The organism is Francisella sp. Scap27, from assembly GCF_013394105.1.
In the GTDB taxonomy this organism is placed as follows: Bacteria; Pseudomonadota; Gammaproteobacteria; order Francisellales; family Francisellaceae; genus Francisella; species Francisella adeliensis.
In genome coordinates this window covers 185,466-204,846 of sequence record NZ_CP041326.1, presented here as the reverse complement: position 1 = coordinate 204,846, position 19,381 = coordinate 185,466, and the positions used below count along the sequence as shown (strand labels likewise).

Sequence of the window (19,381 nt, the reverse complement as noted above, 5' to 3'; positions counted from 1 at the left end):
AGTTAAAATTTTCTCTTGTTAAAAATATTGTTAAAAATTGAGCCTTTGATTATATAAATAACAGTGCACCCAAAAGCTATAAGCAACTGTATTAGTAAGCTAATAGTGGGTACTATATATCCAATAGTTACAAATAAGCAAATTAATGGTGTAAAAATTCTCACAGTAACATTAAAAATAGGGGAAAGTTTTGTTCCTGTATTTTTAAGAATTTCATAACTAAATTTCTGAGCATCATAAACCCAACCAACCATAAATATATCGAATAAAAACAAATAAATGATGACCAAGTGAAAACCAAACATCATAGAAAAATATATGTTTGTACAACCTCTACAAATAAAACATGTAGTTATTATAAAAGGTATAAGAAATATTAAAAATTCTAAGTGTAGCTTACGCGTAATTTCACAAATATATTTTATAGCAGCTACAAATACGATGATATTAAAAGTAATAAATATAGCTTCTAGCATTAAATAATATATAGGCGCAGATACTTTTATTACAATAAATATACTACTAATATGAATATTTTCTACCGGCTCATGGTAAGGCCTGTAGTCTCCTAATACTGCATATATAACAATACAAAAAATTATTGAAATAATTATATTATAAAAAACACTTTTGAAAGCTGCTAATTTGATATTTGCATCATTATCTACTACTCCTAGAATATTTTTATAAAGAGCTAATGAAACAAAGTTACTAAGAATAGCGTAGATCATCGCCATTGCCATCATATTATGGATTTGTGTATTAGTTTGATAACTTAAACCGAATAAAAAATCATCTATCCCAATACTACTATGAGGTATATAAGTAAAAGTAATAATTGCTAATATCAAAATTAAATATAAAGCATTATGAGATATTATGACAATAAGGTTATTTATATTAATCACTTTTTTAGATATTAACACTAACATCAATACCATTATGACTAAAATCACTACTAAGCTAATATACATTGGAAAACTAGAACCAAAGCTTAAGCTAGCACTACTTAATTTATCTATAGCAGGAACATTATCAACGAAATCTAAAAAATATGAAGTTATTGAAAAAATCACAATTGATAAAATAACAACCATAGAACCTGTCAGTAATACACTCAATGGTTTAAGTTTTGAGCTACCGGTTAATTTCTTAATTAGCTTACTGTGGGTATTAATTTCTGGATGTACTTTTTCCAAGTATATTGCAATAATGTTCATTGGATAACATAGTAATAAAGTAAACGCTATATATGCATAAAAAAACTGGAACCCATTATATTTAAATACACTTTCAAAAAAACCTAAACTGAAACATAGCGCGGTAGCAATTATTCCAGTTACAAGAGGTTGCGCTGTTTGTTTAATGTTCATAAATATATACCCCTAATTTCTGGTTACGCAGTAATTACCACGGAAAGTAATGTTTTTAATTATTTGAGTTTTTTCATTTACTGATACCCAAGTGGTGCATTTTAAAGCACCGAGCTGAACAAATTGAGGGTTGTTTTGTGCCACCATAAGAGTTTGTACAGGATTTCCACGCAACATCGGTGTATTTGGATTAACTGCTGTTCTTTGATACACATAAGTTTTAACATCAGGGCTAGGTGATACATCCATAGAGCTATTAGGGTAACCAAACTCTTTCATGTAATCAGTAAAACTTTGACCAATCCAAGCTTTCTGCTGTTCTACATATTTCTGTCTAGTTGCACAAGAAAATAAACTAAATATCAATATCGAAAAAACAAAAATCTTCAAAAAATTATTTTTCATAGTAACTCCTATTTTATAAATCCAGTTTTTTTCATATATATCGTTAATAACGATATCGCTGCAGGAGTAATTCCTGGTATTCGAGATGCTTCACCAAGAGTTGTAGGTTTTTGCTCTGTCAGTTTTTGTAAAACTTCGTTAGATAGACCTTTAACTTGAGAATAATCAAATTCCGAAGGTATTTCTTTTAGCTCTAATACCGCAGACTTTTCAATATCTTTATTTTGTCTATCAATATAGCCAGCATATTTAGCAGATATCTCAATTTGCTCAATAACACTTGCATCCTCAAGATTTAACTCCAAGCCGTCAATCTTGCTTAGCTTATCGTAATCAATCTCTGGGCGTTTCAATAAGTCAAAGAGAGTACTTTCTCTAGTCATTTTTTTATCTAAATATTGCTCTAAATCACGAGCTTTTTGAGTTTGAGGACCAATCCAAGTACTTTGCATTTTGCTAATATTCTCATTTATAGCGTCTTTTTTTGCTAAGAAGCTACCTTTATCTTGAGCATTTAACAGGCCAAGCTCACAAGCAACATCCGATAAACGCAAATCAGCATTATCCTCACGCAAAACTAGTCTATATTCGGCACGAGAAGTAAACATTCTGTAAGGTTCTTTTGTACCTTTAGTTATAAGGTCATCGATCAACACACCCATATAACTATTTGAACGGCTTGGATACCATGATTTGTCACTATCTACACTAATAGCAGCATTTATACCTGCAACTAGACCTTGTGCCCCAGCTTCTTCATAACCTGTTGTACCATTTATTTGCCCAGCAAAATATAGGTTTTTAATAAATTTTGTTTCTAAAGTAGGGCGTAAATCACGAGGATCAAAGAAATCATATTCAATCGCATAACCTGGACGCATTATAAAAGCATTTTCAAAACCTTTGATTGAGTGAATATACTCAAGCTGTACTTCAAATGGTAAGCTCGTTGAAAGGCCATTAGGATAAAGCTCTATAGAGTTTAGACCCTCTGGCTCAACAAATATTTGATGGCGATCTTTATCAGCAAATCTTACTACCTTATCCTCAATAGAGGGGCAGTAACGAGGTCCAATACCCTCGATAACACCACTATACATTGCAGATTTATCAAGGTTATTATTAATAATGTCATGAGTTCTTTGGTTAGTGTAAGTAATGTGACAAGGTATTTGTCCTGGATGTGCTATTTTTTCTCTTGAAAAGTACGAAAAAAATGGTGTTGGGTCATCACCATGCTGAACATCCATCACACTAAAGTCTACACTTCGGCTATCTATTCGTGGAGGAGTACCTGTTTTTAATCTATCAACCCTAAAAGGTAATGCTCGTAACCTTTCAGCTAAAGCATTTGATGGCTGATCTCCAGCTCTGCCTCCAGATTGAGTAGTTTTACCTATATGAATTTTACCACCTAGAAAAGTACCAACTGTTAGAATAACTTTTTTTGCCTTAAAAGTTATTCCAGTTTTTGTTATTGCCCCAATAACTACATTATTCTCAACAGCTAAGTCATCCACTGCATCTTGGAAGATTTCTAAATTTTCTTGATTATTCAAGTGATCATTGACAGCTTTTTTATAAAGAACTCTATCTGCTTGAGCGCGAGTTGCTCTTACAGCAGGGCCTTTACGTGAATTTAGTATCCTAAATTGGATGCCAGCAGCATCTATAGCTTTAGCCATAATGCCACCCATAGCATCTATCTCTTTAACTAAGTGTCCTTTACCAATACCACCTATAGCAGGATTGCAAGACATTTGACCAATAGTGTCAATATTATGAGTAAGAAGGAGGGTTTTTGCACCAATTCTTGCTGAAGCTGCAGCTGCTTCAACGCCAGCATGACCTCCGCCTACTACAATTACATCATAAGTATTTTTATATATCATCAAATAGTGTTTTTAAATTTCAATCTCCTAAATTTTACTACACTTTTATCAAAAAATAACTATACAAAGATATTAATCATCTAGCTTTTACAATATAATTGCGATTATCGTAGTCAATATGTTTTAAGAGCACTTAAAATGCTAGACATTAATAAAATTTACCACAAATATATTGACCAGGATCCTATTAAGGTTTTACAAGATGGTGCGATTAAAGCTTCTTTGATATTCTTTGTTTTTTTGAGTGTTGCAACTTATCTTGATTTTGATAGAAACCTAATTGTTATAAGTATTCTTTTTATCGCTAATCTAGCGGCTAGTGTTTTAATTGGGAGTATTGAAGCAAAAAGGCTGGCATTTTTCTTATATATGCTCATAGCTATTATTATGATTAACCTTTCACCATTAGTTCACCCAGCTTTTGAAGATGATTTTATGCTAATAATACTTATTGCTTTTTTTGCATTCTGGAGTAGAAGGTTTGGTCCAGCATTTGCATTTTTTCCAATAATGATAACAGTACTAACATGTATCTGTTTTGTAAGATTCCCTTTAGATAAAGATAATCACCTAACCTTTACTGTTACAGCAGTAATTATTGGTTTAGCTTTTTATATCTTGCTAATTAGAAGCTATAAACCTATGACAGATGAAGAAATAAAAAAAGTCATTCTAGATTTTTCTAAATTATTTGTTAGAAATACTTTCGAAACTTTTGAAAAAGCTAGTTACCGAAGATTTACACAATCCAAAGTATATGAAGCTAATAGATCTAAATTTAAAAATATTGTAGTATTGCAAGACCATGGTTTGATGTTCTTAAAAAAAGCAAAACATGAGAAATGGAGATATTTTTGCTATAACATAGCTCTACTAAACAGACTTATAGCTAAGTTTATATTAAATTATAAACGACTAAGTAATAATCATATAAAAATAGGGTTTAATGATCATAAAGAGGTAGAAAATTTGCTTAAAAATTTAGAAACCATCTTTAAAAAAACTCTATTTTTATTCTTATATAGCCAGCGAGCAAATACTGATATGGCGAGAAAACTTGATGAACTTGATCATTTAAAGTATAAATTTGAAATAAATTATATAGAAAAATACCACCTCGATGAATTAAAAAAACCAATTTTGTTTGATAGCGTATTACTTCTTGATGATATGTTTATTAATGTAAAAAATCTAAAAGAGGCTTATGATGATCTTTGTGAAGGATAAGTATATCAATAAGCTTTCTGACACAACTTTACTCGCTATAAGGGTACTGGTAGCTTGTACCTTAGGGTTACTTATAGGCTATGTGGTTTTTTCATTATCTGGAGAACAACATTTTCGTGACAGAATATATTGGATAGTGATAGCTGTTGTAAGCGTTGCAGCAAGTACTAGTACAAGTGTTGTTTATAAAAGAGCAAAATCTATTGTAGTTTTTTCCTTACTAGGGACAGCAATTGGATCTATGACTTTAATGCTAATTCAAAAGTACATAGATGGATACTTTACATTACTAGCTATATTATGCGGTATTGCATTAGCTTTTTACATTTATACATTATTTTTAAATTATGCTACTAGTGTGTTTTTTATCCACATATATTTAGTTATGTATTTTGGCTTGTTTGTTGGCTGGAGTTTGGATTTATTTATCATTAGAGTTGTTAGTGTAACTATTGGTACAGTCTGTATAGTGATGGTTACATTCATTTCTAGAGGCAAAAAATATAGAACACAATTTATTAAAGAGGTTTATATAAATTATATCGAATTTAAGAAGATTGTTGATGATGTGGATACTCATATTTTAAATAAGAGAATTATAGCCTTAGTGGAAAAAAATATTAAATTAAATGAAACACTTGTTAATGCAAGATATGAATTTTATTCAAAAGATAAATATAATGAGTATAGGAAAATCGTTGTCTTAATGGATGAACTTTTAATAAATTTAAAAACTTACCGTACATTATTTGTTCAGCAAAAAAAACATGGTAATGAACTTTATAAAGAACTAGTTGACTATACTAATAAGCAAATCAATAAAAACTTTAAAAAGCTGACAGTTCGCTATGACAGGATCATTTTACAAAGTTAAAAGACATACATATCATGAAAAGTTTATTTTGCCATGATATCCGAATATTTTTGATTAAAATTTTGTTTTAAATACTGAATAAGTGAACTAACTCGTTTTAGCTGATACCTGACAGGCTGAGATACTATAGATAATTGAGTATTTTCAGCATACTCGGACAATACTTCAACTAAACTTTCATTATTAATAGCAGCATCTACATAAAGGTCTACAAGCCTTGTGACTCCTAACCCTAATAGTGCTGCTTGTTTCATTACTCTACCATTTGTAGCGTGAGTGCCGTTATTATGAATATGTAGAGTATATTTATCGTTTGTAGAGACTAGGTTCCATTGCTTGATGCTACCGTAAATTAAGGGAAGTCTTTCAAGCTCGTGGGGACTTGTTATTTCTCCGTGTTTCTTCAAAAACTCTTTACTAGCGACATATCTTGTAGATACTGTTCGAAGAGATGAAACAATAAGGTTCGAGTCTGGTAAATTACCCATGCGTATTACAAAATCATAATCACTTTCTAATAGATTTATTCGTTTACTAGAAAAATCTAGGTGAATCTTTATATTGGGATTTAATTGCTGAAATTTAAGTAATAATGGTGCTACTACATCTTCTCCTAGCATTCCCCCGACGCAGTTTATTTTTATAGTGCCATTTATCTCATTGCTTTCTTGAGAGGCTAGTTGTGTTGCTATATCCAAATCTTGAAGAGCTTTTTTACATCTTTTGTAATATTCATTGCCTACTTCGGTTAGTCTGACATGTCTAGTGCTTCTATAAAAAAGCTGTATTTTTAGATGTGCTTCTAAATCCTTAATGCTTTGGCTAAGATTAGATTTTGCAACTCCTAGAATATCTGCAGCTTTTGTAAAACTCTGCTGTTCTGCAACATGAATAAACGAGTAAACACCTCGCCAATGTATATTGTTCATTATTTTATAACAATGTTTTATGATTATAGATATTTATCAGTCTAATAAGTTTCTATAGAATTTACAATCAGTAAAACGAAGTAAATAAAATTTAAATAAAACAGGAGAAATAAAATGACTAAATCATTAGTAGTAATCACAGGTGCAAGTTCAGGTATTGGTGCAGCAATTGCAAAAAGATTTTCAGATGCAGGACATTCGCTTTTATTGATTGGTAGAAGAGTAGAGAAAATGGAAGAGTTAAATCTACCAAACACTATGATTCGTAAAGTTGATGTAACAGATGCTCAAGCTTTAAGAAATGCTATAAAAGACGCTGAAGCAAAATATGGAGCTGTTGAGTTATTAGTGAATAATGCAGGCTTAATGCTTCTTGGTCAGATTGATAATCAAGATCCAATTGAATGGCAAAAAATGTATGATGTAAATGTGATAGCGTTACTTAATGGTATGCAAGCAGTGCTTAGTGATATGAAAGCTAGAAAACACGGTACAATCATAAATGTAAGTTCAATTGCAGGTAAGAAGTCCTTTCCTAACCATGCAGCTTATGTGGGCACAAAATTTGCAGTTTCTTCAATGAGTGAAAATGTGCGTGAAGAAGTAGCTGATGATAATGTAAGAGTTATGACAATTTGCCCTGGTGCTGTTGAAACTGAACTTCTTAGTCATACTACTTCTGATCAAATTAAAGAAGATTATGAGGGTTGGAAAGAATCTATGGGCGGAGTGCTAGTTGCTGATGACATTGCTCGTACTGCTATGTTTATGTATAGTCAGCCACAAAATATCAACATTCGTGAAGTCGTAATCGCTGCAACTAGACAGCCTGCCTAACTCCAATTATAATCAACTATTAACAACTACTTCTCAAAACAAATATGTTAAAATTATAGTTATCAAGATTAGTGAAAGATAAATATAATAATGCCCAATAAAACTTTTTTATTTTACGATTTAGAAACTACTGGTATCAATAACTCATTTGACCAGGTTGTACAATTTGCTGCTATAAGAACAGACCTTGATTTCAACGAGATTGAACGATTTAATTTTTTTGTAAAATTAAATCCTGATACTACACCAAGCCCTATAGCGAGTATTACACATCACATATCTATAGCACAAGCAAATACAGGTGTAAGTGAGTATGCAGCTATTCGTAAGATACATAAGATTATTAACACTCCAGGAACTATAAGTATAGGCTACAATACTTTGGGTTTTGATGATGAGTTTTTGCGTTTTGCTTTTTTTAAAAATATGCTTCCACCATATACTCATCAGTTTAAAAATGAATGCTCAAGAGCTGATTTGTTTCCTATAGTTACTAGCTATAGTATATTTTGTGAAGAGGCTCTAAAATGGCCAAAAGTCACAGATGAAAATGGTATAGAAAAAACTTCTCTAAAACTTGAAAACCTCAATGCTGAAAATAACTTTTATAGTGGTGGTAGAGCGCATGACGCTATCACAGATGTATTAGTAACAGTAGAGCTAGCAAAGAGACTGAAACAAGTAAACCCTAAGATGTGGCTATACTTATTAGCCAAGTTTGATAAACAAAATGATGAAGAGGTTTTGAGTCAACTTGATGTTGCTTTGAATATAAACGATAGAGATTATAAACAAGCCATAGCTATTAGCGGAATATTTGGTTATAAAAATAATTTCATGTCTGCAATACTAGACCTTGGTCAACATCACCATTATAAAAATCAACAAATATTTATGCGACTGGATAGTTGTCTTTTAAGTGAATTTATTGAAGAACATGGAAGTCTTGAAGCAGAGCATTGGCGTCTAACTCTAAATAAGAAGTGGGGTGATATTCCTCTTATATTGCCAGCTAAATCCCGTTTTGTTGGTAAATTACCGCAAGAGCGATTAGATCTTATAAAGGCAAATAAAGAATTCATAAAGAATAATGAAGATATATTTTTAAATTTTGTAGAATTTGTACTTGAGTATAAGTATTCTGAGATTGAAAATATTGATGCTAGTGCAAGTATTTATCAAAGTGGTTTTATGACTAGTGCTGATGAAAGAGGTTGTAATCAATTTCATGTTTCAGATATTACTAAAAAAGCTCAGATGCTTAATCAACTCCCTAAAGACTACTATACTAGAGCATTACGAATAGTTGGGCGATTAGATTTTTCTAAGCTACCAGATAATGCACAAATGGAATTTCAAGAATATCTAAATCGTATTGTAACACTAGAAAATGATGAGATGCTAATTGACCATAGAGGCAAACCGCGTAAATCATTGGAAGATATTTACCAAGAAATGCAAGATGTGCGCACAAACCGCGAACTAACAGAAGAGCAGCAAGGTTTACTTTATGAGTTAGAAGAGTATTTGTTCTAATCTAAATAAAATTCACGGAAATATAATGTCTAATATACAAACAAAAAAACATCCTAGAGCTTTACCTATATGTTTTACAACCGAAATGTGGGAGAGGTTTGGGTATAAAATTTTACTAGGTTTATTAGTTTTTGTTCTTTTAAAAAAATACAACCTAGATGATTCCCAGGCTGCTGTTATAGTTGGTGGATTTACAGGGTTACTATATATAACGTCTATAGTAGCGGGTTTCATAGCAGATAAATTTATTGGATACTATCGTTCGGTTATATTAGGTGGGATAGTATTAATTATTGGCTACTTAATATCTGCTATAGCTCCATCACTACTTATTCTAAGTATTGGGCTGGGCATTATTAGTGTTGGGACAGGGTTGTTGAAGTCAAATGTTAGCAGCTTATTGGGTTTATCATACGAGGTTGGTGATCCTAATAGAGATAAAGGATTCACTATTTTTTATGCGGGTATAAATATTGGTGGAATGCTTGCTAATTTTACAGCAGGATATTTCTATGAGCATTATGGAAGTTTTATTAGTTTTTGTATTGCAGCTAGTGGGGTTTTATTAGGTGTTTTAATTTTTTATTTTGGATTTAAACTATCAAATTTGAAGCCTCTTCGAGACAATGTGAGTTTTACAGAGTGGCTAAGTGCTATACTGATGGTTTTTGTGTCTATAGTGGTGGCTACATTTATTATCTATAATCCAAAAGTGTCAGTTATTTTCTTTGTATTGGTAATCTTTGTAAGTATTTTCGTGGTTATAAAGATAAGCATACATGATACTAAACAGCTAAAAAAATCCATTGCATACTTGCTGTTTTTAGCAATAGCTATTGTATTCTGGGGAATATATAACCAGATGTTTTTGTCTATGAATTTGTTTATTGATAGATTAGTCGAGCATAGTTTTTTTGGTATTCCTATGACAACCCAATCATTTATCATTGCTAATAATGTTGGTGTTATTGTTTTTGGCTTTACAATTATTAAGCTTTGGAACTATCTAAATGATGTGAAGAAATATATTTTAGGAATGTTTTTACTTTGCTTTGTTTTTATGATTGTAATATCAGGAATTAATACTACAAGTGAGCTAGCAAAAATTGCAGGATACTGGGTTATTATTGCATACTTGATGCTTTCTTTAAGTGAGATTTGTATTTCACCAATAGGATTGTCTTTAGCAACAAAATTGGCACCAAAAGGTAAAACTGGTATGTTTATGGGACTTTGGTTAGTTACAATGGGTATAGGTGGTTTCTTAGCTGGAATTATTGCAAAATTTGCAGCTATTGATAGTGTTAAGAATTTAAATGTTATAGAAATGAAAGAAGTATATAATCACGCATTTACCATATATGTAGGAATTGCAATAGTGGCGTTTGTGCTTACAATTGTAATTGGTAAAGTTATAAATATGCTTTTAGCTGAGTCATGAAAATGAATAAAATAGTATATATTGGGCTTATAACTTTAGTGACAAATATTGCGATGGCAAATGAAACTAGTAGTTATAATGGTTGGGATTTTGTGCCTAATAAAATCGGTGCTCAATATAATTATAAAATTACTATAAAAAAACCTGACAATAAAATCATATCAGAATCACACCTATGGAAAAATTTAATTAGTTGTAGAAATGAAGGTAGTGATAAGTGTGTGCATTTATTGAACTTTGTTAAGCCTACAGATAAAAAGTTGTATTATACGGATTACATCTATAAAAATACCAAAAATGGAGTATTTTCGACCTTAATAACTAAAAAGCCGAAGAATGTAAAAGATATAGAAACAGTAGAGGTATTTAAACCTAAGATTGTAATCGGTAATGTTTATGTATCTAAAACAAAAGATGGGGTAGAGTCGAAAGTAAACTACAAGCATTTAACGGTTCCAAAAATCATAATTAATGGCAATAAATATGCTAACTGTATAAAATCAGTATCAGAAGAAAAATGGCAACAAGCTCCTAAAAATAATCAACCTAGACATAAATCTATTCAAGAAACAATTTATTGTAAAGATATTGGTGAGGTTGAAAGTACTACAAATTATTATATGAATAACAAGCTAATGATGTCTTCGGCAGTAGAGCTTTTATCGATTAAGTATCCTTTTAAATAAACGAGTACGAGATAAAAATAACTATAATATTTCGATGATGACAGAAAATACTAGCATTTTGTGAAAGTCTAGAGCAGATTATAGTATCGCACAGTATATAAACAGACACGGCAAAAGATAGAAAAAGTAGAGATTGTAAGGAAGAATTTATGATAATTGGTGTAGCTAAAAAACAGCGAGGTTTTTTAATTTTTTTTAAAGTTGAGAGTATAAGCATACATCACAATCATTATGATTCTAAAAATGTTTAAAATAATAGCTGTGGTGATTTTTTTTATAAGTGTTATAACTTCTTATGGAAACACATCTGAAGATAACTCTTTAGATCAAAAAGATTTTTTTGCGACAGTTTCTGGAGGATGGGGTAGTGTAAGTGAAACACCTCATAATACTGGCGTAGTTACTGCAACTCTAGGGTATTTTCTTCAAGAAAATATTTCAGCAGAATTTAGGTATCTTGGTTATTTTGCAAATCAAAAAGAAACTAAGCTAGATGGTAATTCATACTTGGGATTGGTAAAATATAACTATAGTTTTTTCAATAATAACTTAAAAGCTGGGGCTGGAGTCGGGCTTGGAATTGGTAATGTTTTTAAAAAGAATATAGACGGAGCTAAGTCTAATTATTCAGGGTTAATAGCTTTGCCAATATCTATAGCTACACCTTCTAGAATAATAAAAAACATGGATTTTATAGTGACATATTTATATGTTAGATCTTTTGATAAGGGGTATGCTAATTTTATTACTTCAGGAATTAGTTATAGTTTTTAGATGTAAGAAAAATAATATTCTGTTTAAATAGATATAGATAAAAAATAAATATCTCTAGTAATTAAAAAATAAACGATAGATGTTTAAAATAGGCATTAAGTAATTTAAGATATGAACAAGTTCAACCTGGTAACCAAATACTCACCAGCAGGTGATCAGCCTGAGGCGATAAAGTCATTAGTCAATGGTATAAATAATGATCTTCAACATCAAGTACTACTTGGAGTTACAGGATCAGGTAAAACCTACACAATGGCTAATGTCATTCAACAAACTCAAAAGCCATGCCTAATAGTTGCACATAACAAGACCCTAGCAGCTCAGCTTTATTCAGAGATGAAACAATACTTTCCAGATAATGCTGTAGAGTATTTTGTATCGTACTATGACTACTATCAGCCAGAAGCTTATGTAGCTGCATCGGATACTTATATAGAAAAAGACTCATCTGTAAACGAACATATCGAGCAAATGCGACTTTCAGCAACTAAAGGATTACTTGAGAGAAAAGATGTAATAATCGTCGCAACAGTTTCAGCTATCTATGGTCTAGGGGATCCTGAGCAATATATGCAAATGATTCTCCATCTAAAAGTTGGTGAAACTCTAGATATGAAGCAAGCTCAAACTAAGCTTGTGGAAATGCAGTATTCAAGAAATGATATGGATTTTAGTCGTGGTAGCTTCCGTGTACGAGGTGAGGTGTTGGATATTTTCCCAGCAGACTCAGAAAAAGATGCTATACGAGTAGAGTTTTTTGATGATGAAATTGAGGCTGTAAGCACTATTGATTCTCTTACATCTAAGAAAATTAAAAAACTTCATCGAGCGACTATATTCCCATCTACTCACTATGTAGCATCGAAAGAGCGAAAGGGTGAAGTAATTGAGAAAATAAAAGTTGAGCTTAAAGAACGAATTAAGCATTTTGAAGAAGAGGGTAAACTTCTAGAAGCTCAACGAATAGAACAACGCACAAAGTATGACATCGAAATGATACAAGAACTTGGATATTGTACAGGTATAGAAAATTATTCAAGACTACTGTCTGGGCGAAACCCTGGTGATCCACCACCAACACTTTTAGATTATCTACCTGAAAACGCTTTAGTAATAGTCGATGAGTCCCATGCTACACTGCCTCAATTTGGTGGAATGTATAAGGGTGACAGATCTCGAAAGACAAATCTTGTAGAGTATGGTTTTAGATTGCTTTCAGCACTTGATAATCGACCATTAAAATTTGAAGAGTTTGAGAAAATACTACCACAAACTCTATATGTATCAGCAACCCCAGCTAATTATGAGCTTGATAAATCTCAAAATACAGTTGAACAAATCATTAGACCAACAGGACTCTTAGATCCAGAAGTATTTGTAAGACCAGTAGCTATACAAGTTGAAGACGCTCTTTCTGAGATAAATAAATCTATAGCTAAAAGTGAAAGAGTATTAATCACTACACTTACTAAAAAGATGGCAGAAAACTTAACAGAGTATTTGTCAGAATACGGTGTAAATGTAAGGTATCTGCACTCAGATATAGATACAGTAGAAAGAGTTCAGATAATTCATGATTTACGTAAAGGTGTATTTGATGTACTAGTAGGTATTAACCTTTTACGAGAAGGTCTTGATATGCCAGAAGTTGGTATACTTTTGATATTTGACGCAGATAAAGAAGGATTTTTACGCTCTGAAAAAGCTCTTATTCAAACGATAGGTAGAGTAGCTCGTAATGAAAAAGGGCGTGCGATATTATATGCAGATGTCATCACAAAATCTATGAAAAAAGCTATGGATGAAACAGCTCGTCGCCGACAGTTGCAAGATGAATTTAATAAAGCTAATGGAATAACTCCAAAAACTATCGTTAAAAATATAGATGATATGCTTGATAGCTCTCCTGAAATGCAGAAACGGGAGTACAAAAACAACTCTAGAATAAAGGTTGATGAAATTGATGTTTCAGCTATACTAGGTAGTAGTGAAGCAACTAAAGTTATTAGAGCCTTAGAAAAGCGAATGAGAGCTCATGCAAAAGAGTTAGAGTTTGAGCAAGCTACACATATTAGAGACAAAATTTTGGAAATTAAACAGAAATTCTTAGAATTATAAGAATAATTATTAAATCATGGCAATTGAAACTAAATTAAAAAAAGATAGGTTATTTTTACGCTTTACAATAGCTAGGCTAAAAAATTACTTTTATAGGGCTAAAAAAAGTCTATATGCCTCTATAATTCTTTGTGGCTTAATAGTCGGTGTTGACTTATATCTAGGCAATGTTGAATTTGTAACTCAATCAATAGAGGTTGGCTTTACTTTAGCTTTTATTTTATTCGTGTTTTTCTTTTTAATTACAAAAGATGATAATCCTGTAGATATTATAATATCTGGTGCTGAAGGTGAAACTACTGTTCTAACAGAGTTAAAGAAGCTAAGTAATGAATTTGTTCTTTTTAATAGAATAGTGCTGCCAGATCAAAAATCTAGTGTTGGTGAAAGAGAGTTAGATTTTATAGCTATATCAAAAAAGAGTATCTACATAGTAGAGGTTAAAAACAATCGTGGCTTTATTAAAGTTGAAAATATGGCTGACAAATGGCAGGTAGAAAAAACCACTCAGAATAAAAAGGTTTATGCTAAAACTATTAAAAACCCAATCAGACAAACTTTCGCACAAAAAAAAGTGCTACAGACTTTTCTTTATAATGAGAAGATATATATAAAGGGGATCCCCGTAGTTACTGTGGTTATATTTGCAAATGATCAAGCCGAATTAAGTGATAACTTTATTGCAGATGATGCAAATCAAGCTGTTTTAGAACTTGAGACTTTACTGCCTTTCATTGAGGCTAAAGAGCAATATCTTGAATCAATGCCTACGCGTTCTCGTCGTAAAATAATTAGAAAACTAGATAAAAGATAATGTCTGATTCTCGAGCAATTGGTGTATTTGACTCTGGTGTTGGTGGACTTACTGTAGTTAAAAACATCATGGAGCAACTGCCCAATGAGAATATAGTTTACTTTGGAGATATTGCTAGAATTCCTTACGGAACCAAATCGAAAGAAACAATTCAAAAATTTGCAGCTCAAACAGCAAAGTTCTTAGTTCAATATGATGTAAAAGTTATCATAATAGCTTGTAATACAATATCTGCTTTAGCAAAAGATATTGTTAAAAATATAGCAAAAGATATACCTGTAATAGATGTGATTAGTGTGGCTGTGAAATCTGTGCAAAATTTTAAATACATAGGTGTGCTTGCAACTCCTGCTACTGTTAATAGCCATGCTTATGAGCAAAACATACTATTACAAAATAAAAATGCTAAAGTTTATTCTCAAGCCTGTGGTTTATTTGTATCTATGATAGAAGAAGGATTTATTTCAGGAGATATTGTTAGAATAATAGCAAAAGAATATTTGATGAATTTTGAGAATCAAAAACTAAACTGTATGATTTTAGGTTGTACTCATTATCCTATCATAAAAGAAACTCTTGCGGATATACTTATCGATATTGAGCTTATAGATCCATCTTATTTAGCAACTATTGAGCTAAAAAAACTTTTACAAGAAAATAACATATCAAACTCATCAATTAACTCTGCTAAATATGAATTTTTCGTAACAGATATACCTCACAAATTTAAATCAATAGGTGAAATGTTTTTAGATACCAAAATGAACTACCTAAAAATTGTTGATATAGATAATTTCTTATAGCTAGTTAAACTTCTTCTAAAAAGCTTTTGAGATATGTATTATATTTGATGATATAAATTTAAAAAAATATAAATATGTACGATAAAAATAGTAGAAATGTAATCCTTTTAGCAGGTATTGGGGCAGTATTAGAATTTTATGATTTTGTATTATATATAATCTTCTCAAAAGAGATATCTGCAACTTTCTTTGCCGGTATAACAAACCCAACGATTAAAACCTTCCTTACAGTCTTAATTTTCTCTATAGCATATTTGGTTAGACCTTTTGCAGGTACCATACTTGGTATAGTAGGAGATTTGATAGGTAGAAAGAGATTACTACTTTTCACAATCCTTTTAATGGGAACTTGCTCTCTATGTATGGGGTTAATGCCAGGTTATGCTCAATGGGGTTTATTTGCAAGTTTTGCATTTGTACTATTACGAATATTACAAGGAGTTGCATTAGGTGGCGAGCTTCCTGGAGCTTATGTTATCGTTTATGAATCTGTTAAAGGCAAAATTGGATTTGCCTGTGCAATACTTTTCACATTTGTGACTTGTGGGTTTTTATTCTCAGATATAGTTGGTTTTGCTCTACAATACGCATTTGGTGATTATGCTTGGAGAGCAGGTTTCATCATCGGTGGATTACTTGGGTTTGTGGGTTATTACATCAGAAGAAACTTACATGAAACGCCTCAATTTAAGAATATTGATCAGCAAAAAAGACATTCCTTTAGTTCATTAATATCTACTTATGGCCTTAATTTATTTGCTGGTATTTGTATGGTTGTTATTGTTGCTTTTGGTGGCGTTATGCTTACTCTATATATTCATAAGTTTGTTGAGGGTGTATTGACTGGTTATAACTCTGGGCAAATATCATTGATACTTACACCAAGTGTGTTTATTCTAACTTGTTTTTCTTTCATCTACGGGTATTTTTCAGATAAATTTGGTATCGCTAAAATGTTTAAACTAGGAACAATACTAGTGATGCTAGGCTCTTTTCCTGCTTTTTATTTTATGAGTTGTTTTGGTAGTGTGATATCAGTAGTTATATCATCAATAGGTATTATGCTATGTTATGCTCTTGTAGCTTGTACATTTATATTTTTACTTTGTGATTTATTTCCTACAGATGTTAGGCTTTCTGGAGTTGGATTAAGTTATAACCTAGCTTTTGCATTAGTAGGTGGTGTAGCTCCACTAGTAAGTACAACTATTATTACTATGACAGATTATCACTTTTTAGGTCCGGCTATTGTTGGGGTTATATGTGGTCTTGTAGGGCTGATTGGAATTATTATTTACCACAAAAAAGGTGGGTACTATAAGGATAATAAGGATATGATTGTTAAGTTATAGGTGGGTGAATTAATGAAGGTTATAAGAAAAGATATTATTGAAGCAACTCGTTATTTTAGTAAATTAGTCGAGCTTGGCTCGTATAGTGCGGTCAAATCTTATTATGATATTCAGATAAACACTGTTAAAAACAAAATAGAACTACTAGAGGATTATCTAGATTTAAAGCTTACAAAACCTGAAAACAATCGCATCCTTCCAACTGATGAAGGATTGAAATTTTATCATTCATGTAAAGAGCAATTAAAAGGTTTAGAAAATGCGATAATAAATGTCAAAGATAATGGCTTTGAGCAGCGTGAAGCACTAAAAATCTTAGGGACATCACTATTCTTAAGAATGCTAATTAATAATGTTCTACCCGATATTAGAAAAATTTCAAAAAAACCTTTAAATATTTATCTTAATAGCTATTTAAATCATGATCTCAATGGAAGAGAATATAATTTAGACTCATATAGCATTATCGAAATATATGAAAATGACCTTCAGTATATAGATTTAGATCGTTGGATTATTTGTTACTCTGTTGATGATGTGATTATTCCTGCACATATTTATGGTAAAAAAGATTTTGTCGAACAGTTTCATAATTCACCTAAAGAACTACTAAAAGCTAATATGATTTACCACGACTATGACTTTAACCTTAAAAAAGTTAAGTCATTATACGATAATAGCTTATACAAACTAAATCGAGATAAAGTGGTCTATATAGCAAATACGGACTCTCAGAAAATTCCAGTTTTGATGAATGATAATGTTTTAACTATTATGTCAGAATACTGTTATGAAACTCTTGTATCAGACTTTAGTAATATTAAAAAAGTTGAGGGATTTGAGATTGATTATCCGGTTGAGTCACACATGATTTTAGTAAATAGAAGTTCACCATATAAGAGAGAACTCATTGATATTATAAGATCAGGAGTAAAAGGCATTAGAATAAAATATGATAAGAGTTTTAAAGGTTAGTTTATAAACTTTATAGTACTGCAATTAAATAACTACTATCTCTAAAAACTATATATAAGGTTTATATAATAGTTTAAACCATTTAGCATAGCTTCATTTGATAGATCAAATGTCGGTTCATGCACCATTGAAGTAAAGCCTTTACTTTCATTTCTAACACCTAAGAAAGCATAGCAAGCAGGGATTTCTTTAGCAAAATATGAAAAATCTTCCGAAGCCATCCAAGGTATACTTGATTGAATAGCATTCTGCTCCCCAAGAGCCTTTTTCATTGAGGCTAATGATCGCTTTACGGGCTCATCGGAATTTCTTGTTTCTGGATAACCATTTACAAAATCAATATCGACAGAACCATTATAAGTTTTAGCTATACCTTCTGCTATATCGTAAATTCTTTTTTTAGCTATTTGCTGACCATCAGAACTAAGATATCTTACAGCACCTTTTAGTGTTGATTGATCAGGTATGACATTAAAAGCAGAACCTGAATTAATAGCAGTTACAGACACAACTATAGGGTCAAAGCTATTAGCATTTCTAGATACGATTGTTTGTACCTGTGTTACAAATGATGATGCCATAATTATAGGATCATTAGATAGCATAGGTGTGCTAGCATGACCACCTTTTCCATGAAAGGTTATTTCAAATAAAGATACGCCTGCAAGAGCTACTGGTGAGCAAACTTGCATTTTACCTTCTTCTAAAGTTGGCAGTACATGAATACCGTATATTTGATCGACACCTATTAGAGCACCATCTTTAATCATCGCAGGTGCTCCGCCAGGAAGTACTTCTTCAGAAGGTTGGAAAATAAAACGAATATTTACATTTAACTTATCTTTATTAGCAACTAGTTGTTGAGCAGTAACAAGCACCATAGCACAGTGAGAATCATGCCCACACATGTGTGCTTTACCCTCTATCTTTGACTTATAATCACAGTTGTTTTTTTCATGAATTGGTAGAGCATCCATATCAGCTCTTAAAGCTATAGTTTTAAACGATTCAGATACTTTTAGATCTGCAACAACTCCTGTTTTACCAATACCTTCCTTGACTTCTAAACCTAATTTTTTAAGTTCATCAACTATATAAGAAGCTGTGTTTTGAACATCGAAACCTAGTTCTGGATACTGGTGTATATGTTGTCGTATTCTTGAAAGCTCTGTAATAGCGTTTTTTGAGATATTAATCATGTATTAGATTCCTTAGTTATTTAAATAAATAATATAATTATCTCATAATGTATGGTGGTAGTAGTATTCATATTTTGATAAAGGTTGTATATTTGCAACAGAAGTGTAAAAATTTACAAAACAATTTCTTATATAACAGATTATTC

The 19,381-nt window shown here is 31.5% G+C and carries 17 protein-coding genes; 12 read left to right on the top strand and 5 right to left on the bottom strand.

The genetic code is table 11. From position 1 onward, the window contains the following. Positions 1-2 precede the first annotated feature (2 nt). The 3 genes from FLM55_RS00995 to mnmG are packed head-to-tail and all read right to left on the bottom strand — an operon-like array spanning position 3 to position 3,670. Positions 3-1,373 (bottom strand): hypothetical protein, encoded by a 1,371-nt coding sequence (locus FLM55_RS00995; protein WP_178947604.1) that lies wholly within the window; start codon positions 1,371-1,373, stop codon positions 3-5. Positions 1,374-1,385: 12 nt separating this feature from the next. Next, positions 1,386-1,778, bottom strand: coding sequence for a hypothetical protein (locus FLM55_RS00990; protein WP_178947603.1), 393 nt, complete (start codon positions 1,776-1,778; stop codon positions 1,386-1,388). Between the two features lie 8 nt (positions 1,779-1,786). Next, positions 1,787-3,670: a tRNA uridine-5-carboxymethylaminomethyl(34) synthesis enzyme MnmG gene (gene mnmG / locus FLM55_RS00985; protein ID WP_178947602.1), complete on the bottom strand. Its 1,884-nt coding sequence runs from the start codon at positions 3,668-3,670 to the stop codon at positions 1,787-1,789. Between the two features lie 138 nt (positions 3,671-3,808). Here mnmG and FLM55_RS00980 point away from each other — a divergent pair, with 138 nt between their 5' ends. Together FLM55_RS00980 and FLM55_RS00975 are read left to right on the top strand one after the other, a co-directional pair. Beyond that, positions 3,809-4,897, top strand: a complete 1,089-nt coding sequence (locus tag FLM55_RS00980) for a hypothetical protein (RefSeq protein ID WP_178947601.1) — start codon at positions 3,809-3,811, stop codon at positions 4,895-4,897. Then, the gene (locus tag FLM55_RS00975; RefSeq protein WP_178947600.1) at positions 4,878-5,771 is read left to right on the top strand and encodes an FUSC family protein; all 894 of its coding nucleotides are present in this window, start codon (positions 4,878-4,880) and stop codon (positions 5,769-5,771) included. Before FLM55_RS00980 ends, FLM55_RS00975 begins: the two co-directional genes overlap by 20 nt. Positions 5,772-5,794: 23 nt before the next feature. Here the strand turns inward: FLM55_RS00975 and FLM55_RS00970 are convergent, their stop codons facing one another. Next, on the bottom strand, positions 5,795-6,700 hold the full coding sequence (locus FLM55_RS00970; RefSeq protein ID WP_178947599.1) for a LysR family transcriptional regulator: 906 nt from the start codon (positions 6,698-6,700) through the stop codon (positions 5,795-5,797). A gap of 114 nt (positions 6,701-6,814) precedes the next feature. Between FLM55_RS00970 and FLM55_RS00965 the strand changes: the two genes are divergently transcribed. From FLM55_RS00965 to FLM55_RS00920, 10 genes are all read left to right on the top strand, one after another. Beyond that, positions 6,815-7,537, top strand: coding sequence for an SDR family oxidoreductase (locus FLM55_RS00965; protein ID WP_178947598.1), 723 nt, complete (start codon positions 6,815-6,817; stop codon positions 7,535-7,537). Between the two features lie 90 nt (positions 7,538-7,627). Next, the gene (locus FLM55_RS00960) at positions 7,628-9,073 is read left to right on the top strand and encodes an exonuclease domain-containing protein (RefSeq protein ID WP_373193960.1); all 1,446 of its coding nucleotides are present in this window, start codon (positions 7,628-7,630) and stop codon (positions 9,071-9,073) included. 25 nt (positions 9,074-9,098) lie between these two features. Further along, on the top strand, positions 9,099-10,514 hold the full coding sequence (locus tag FLM55_RS00955; protein ID WP_178947597.1) for a peptide MFS transporter: 1,416 nt from the start codon (positions 9,099-9,101) through the stop codon (positions 10,512-10,514). A 2-nt stretch (positions 10,515-10,516) separates the two neighbouring features. After that, on the top strand, positions 10,517-11,200 hold the full coding sequence (locus FLM55_RS00950; protein ID WP_178947596.1) for a hypothetical protein: 684 nt from the start codon (positions 10,517-10,519) through the stop codon (positions 11,198-11,200). A gap of 243 nt (positions 11,201-11,443) precedes the next feature. Next, complete coding sequence (locus tag FLM55_RS00945; protein WP_178947595.1) at positions 11,444-11,974, top strand: hypothetical protein; 531 nt, start codon at positions 11,444-11,446, stop codon at positions 11,972-11,974. A gap of 111 nt (positions 11,975-12,085) precedes the next feature. After that, positions 12,086-14,092 (top strand): excinuclease ABC subunit UvrB, encoded by a 2,007-nt coding sequence (gene uvrB / locus FLM55_RS00940; protein ID WP_178947594.1) that lies wholly within the window; start codon positions 12,086-12,088, stop codon positions 14,090-14,092. A 16-nt stretch (positions 14,093-14,108) separates the two neighbouring features. Continuing rightward, complete coding sequence (locus FLM55_RS00935) at positions 14,109-14,906, top strand: nuclease-related domain-containing protein (protein ID WP_178947593.1); 798 nt, start codon at positions 14,109-14,111, stop codon at positions 14,904-14,906. Beyond that, on the top strand, positions 14,906-15,709 hold the full coding sequence (murI, locus tag FLM55_RS00930; RefSeq protein ID WP_178947592.1) for a glutamate racemase: 804 nt from the start codon (positions 14,906-14,908) through the stop codon (positions 15,707-15,709). Before FLM55_RS00935 ends, murI begins: the two co-directional genes overlap by 1 nt. Positions 15,710-15,783: 74 nt before the next feature. Continuing rightward, on the top strand, positions 15,784-17,061 hold the full coding sequence (locus FLM55_RS00925) for an MFS transporter (RefSeq protein WP_178947591.1): 1,278 nt from the start codon (positions 15,784-15,786) through the stop codon (positions 17,059-17,061). Between the two features lie 12 nt (positions 17,062-17,073). Next, complete coding sequence (locus FLM55_RS00920; protein WP_178947590.1) at positions 17,074-18,036, top strand: LysR family transcriptional regulator; 963 nt, start codon at positions 17,074-17,076, stop codon at positions 18,034-18,036. A 41-nt stretch (positions 18,037-18,077) separates the two neighbouring features. On the opposite strand, the gene FLM55_RS00915 is transcribed toward FLM55_RS00920, so the two are convergent. Beyond that, entirely contained in the window at positions 18,078-19,235 is a 1,158-nt protein-coding gene (locus tag FLM55_RS00915; protein WP_178947589.1) for a M20 family metallopeptidase, read from the bottom strand. Positions 19,236-19,381: the final 146 nt, after the last annotated feature.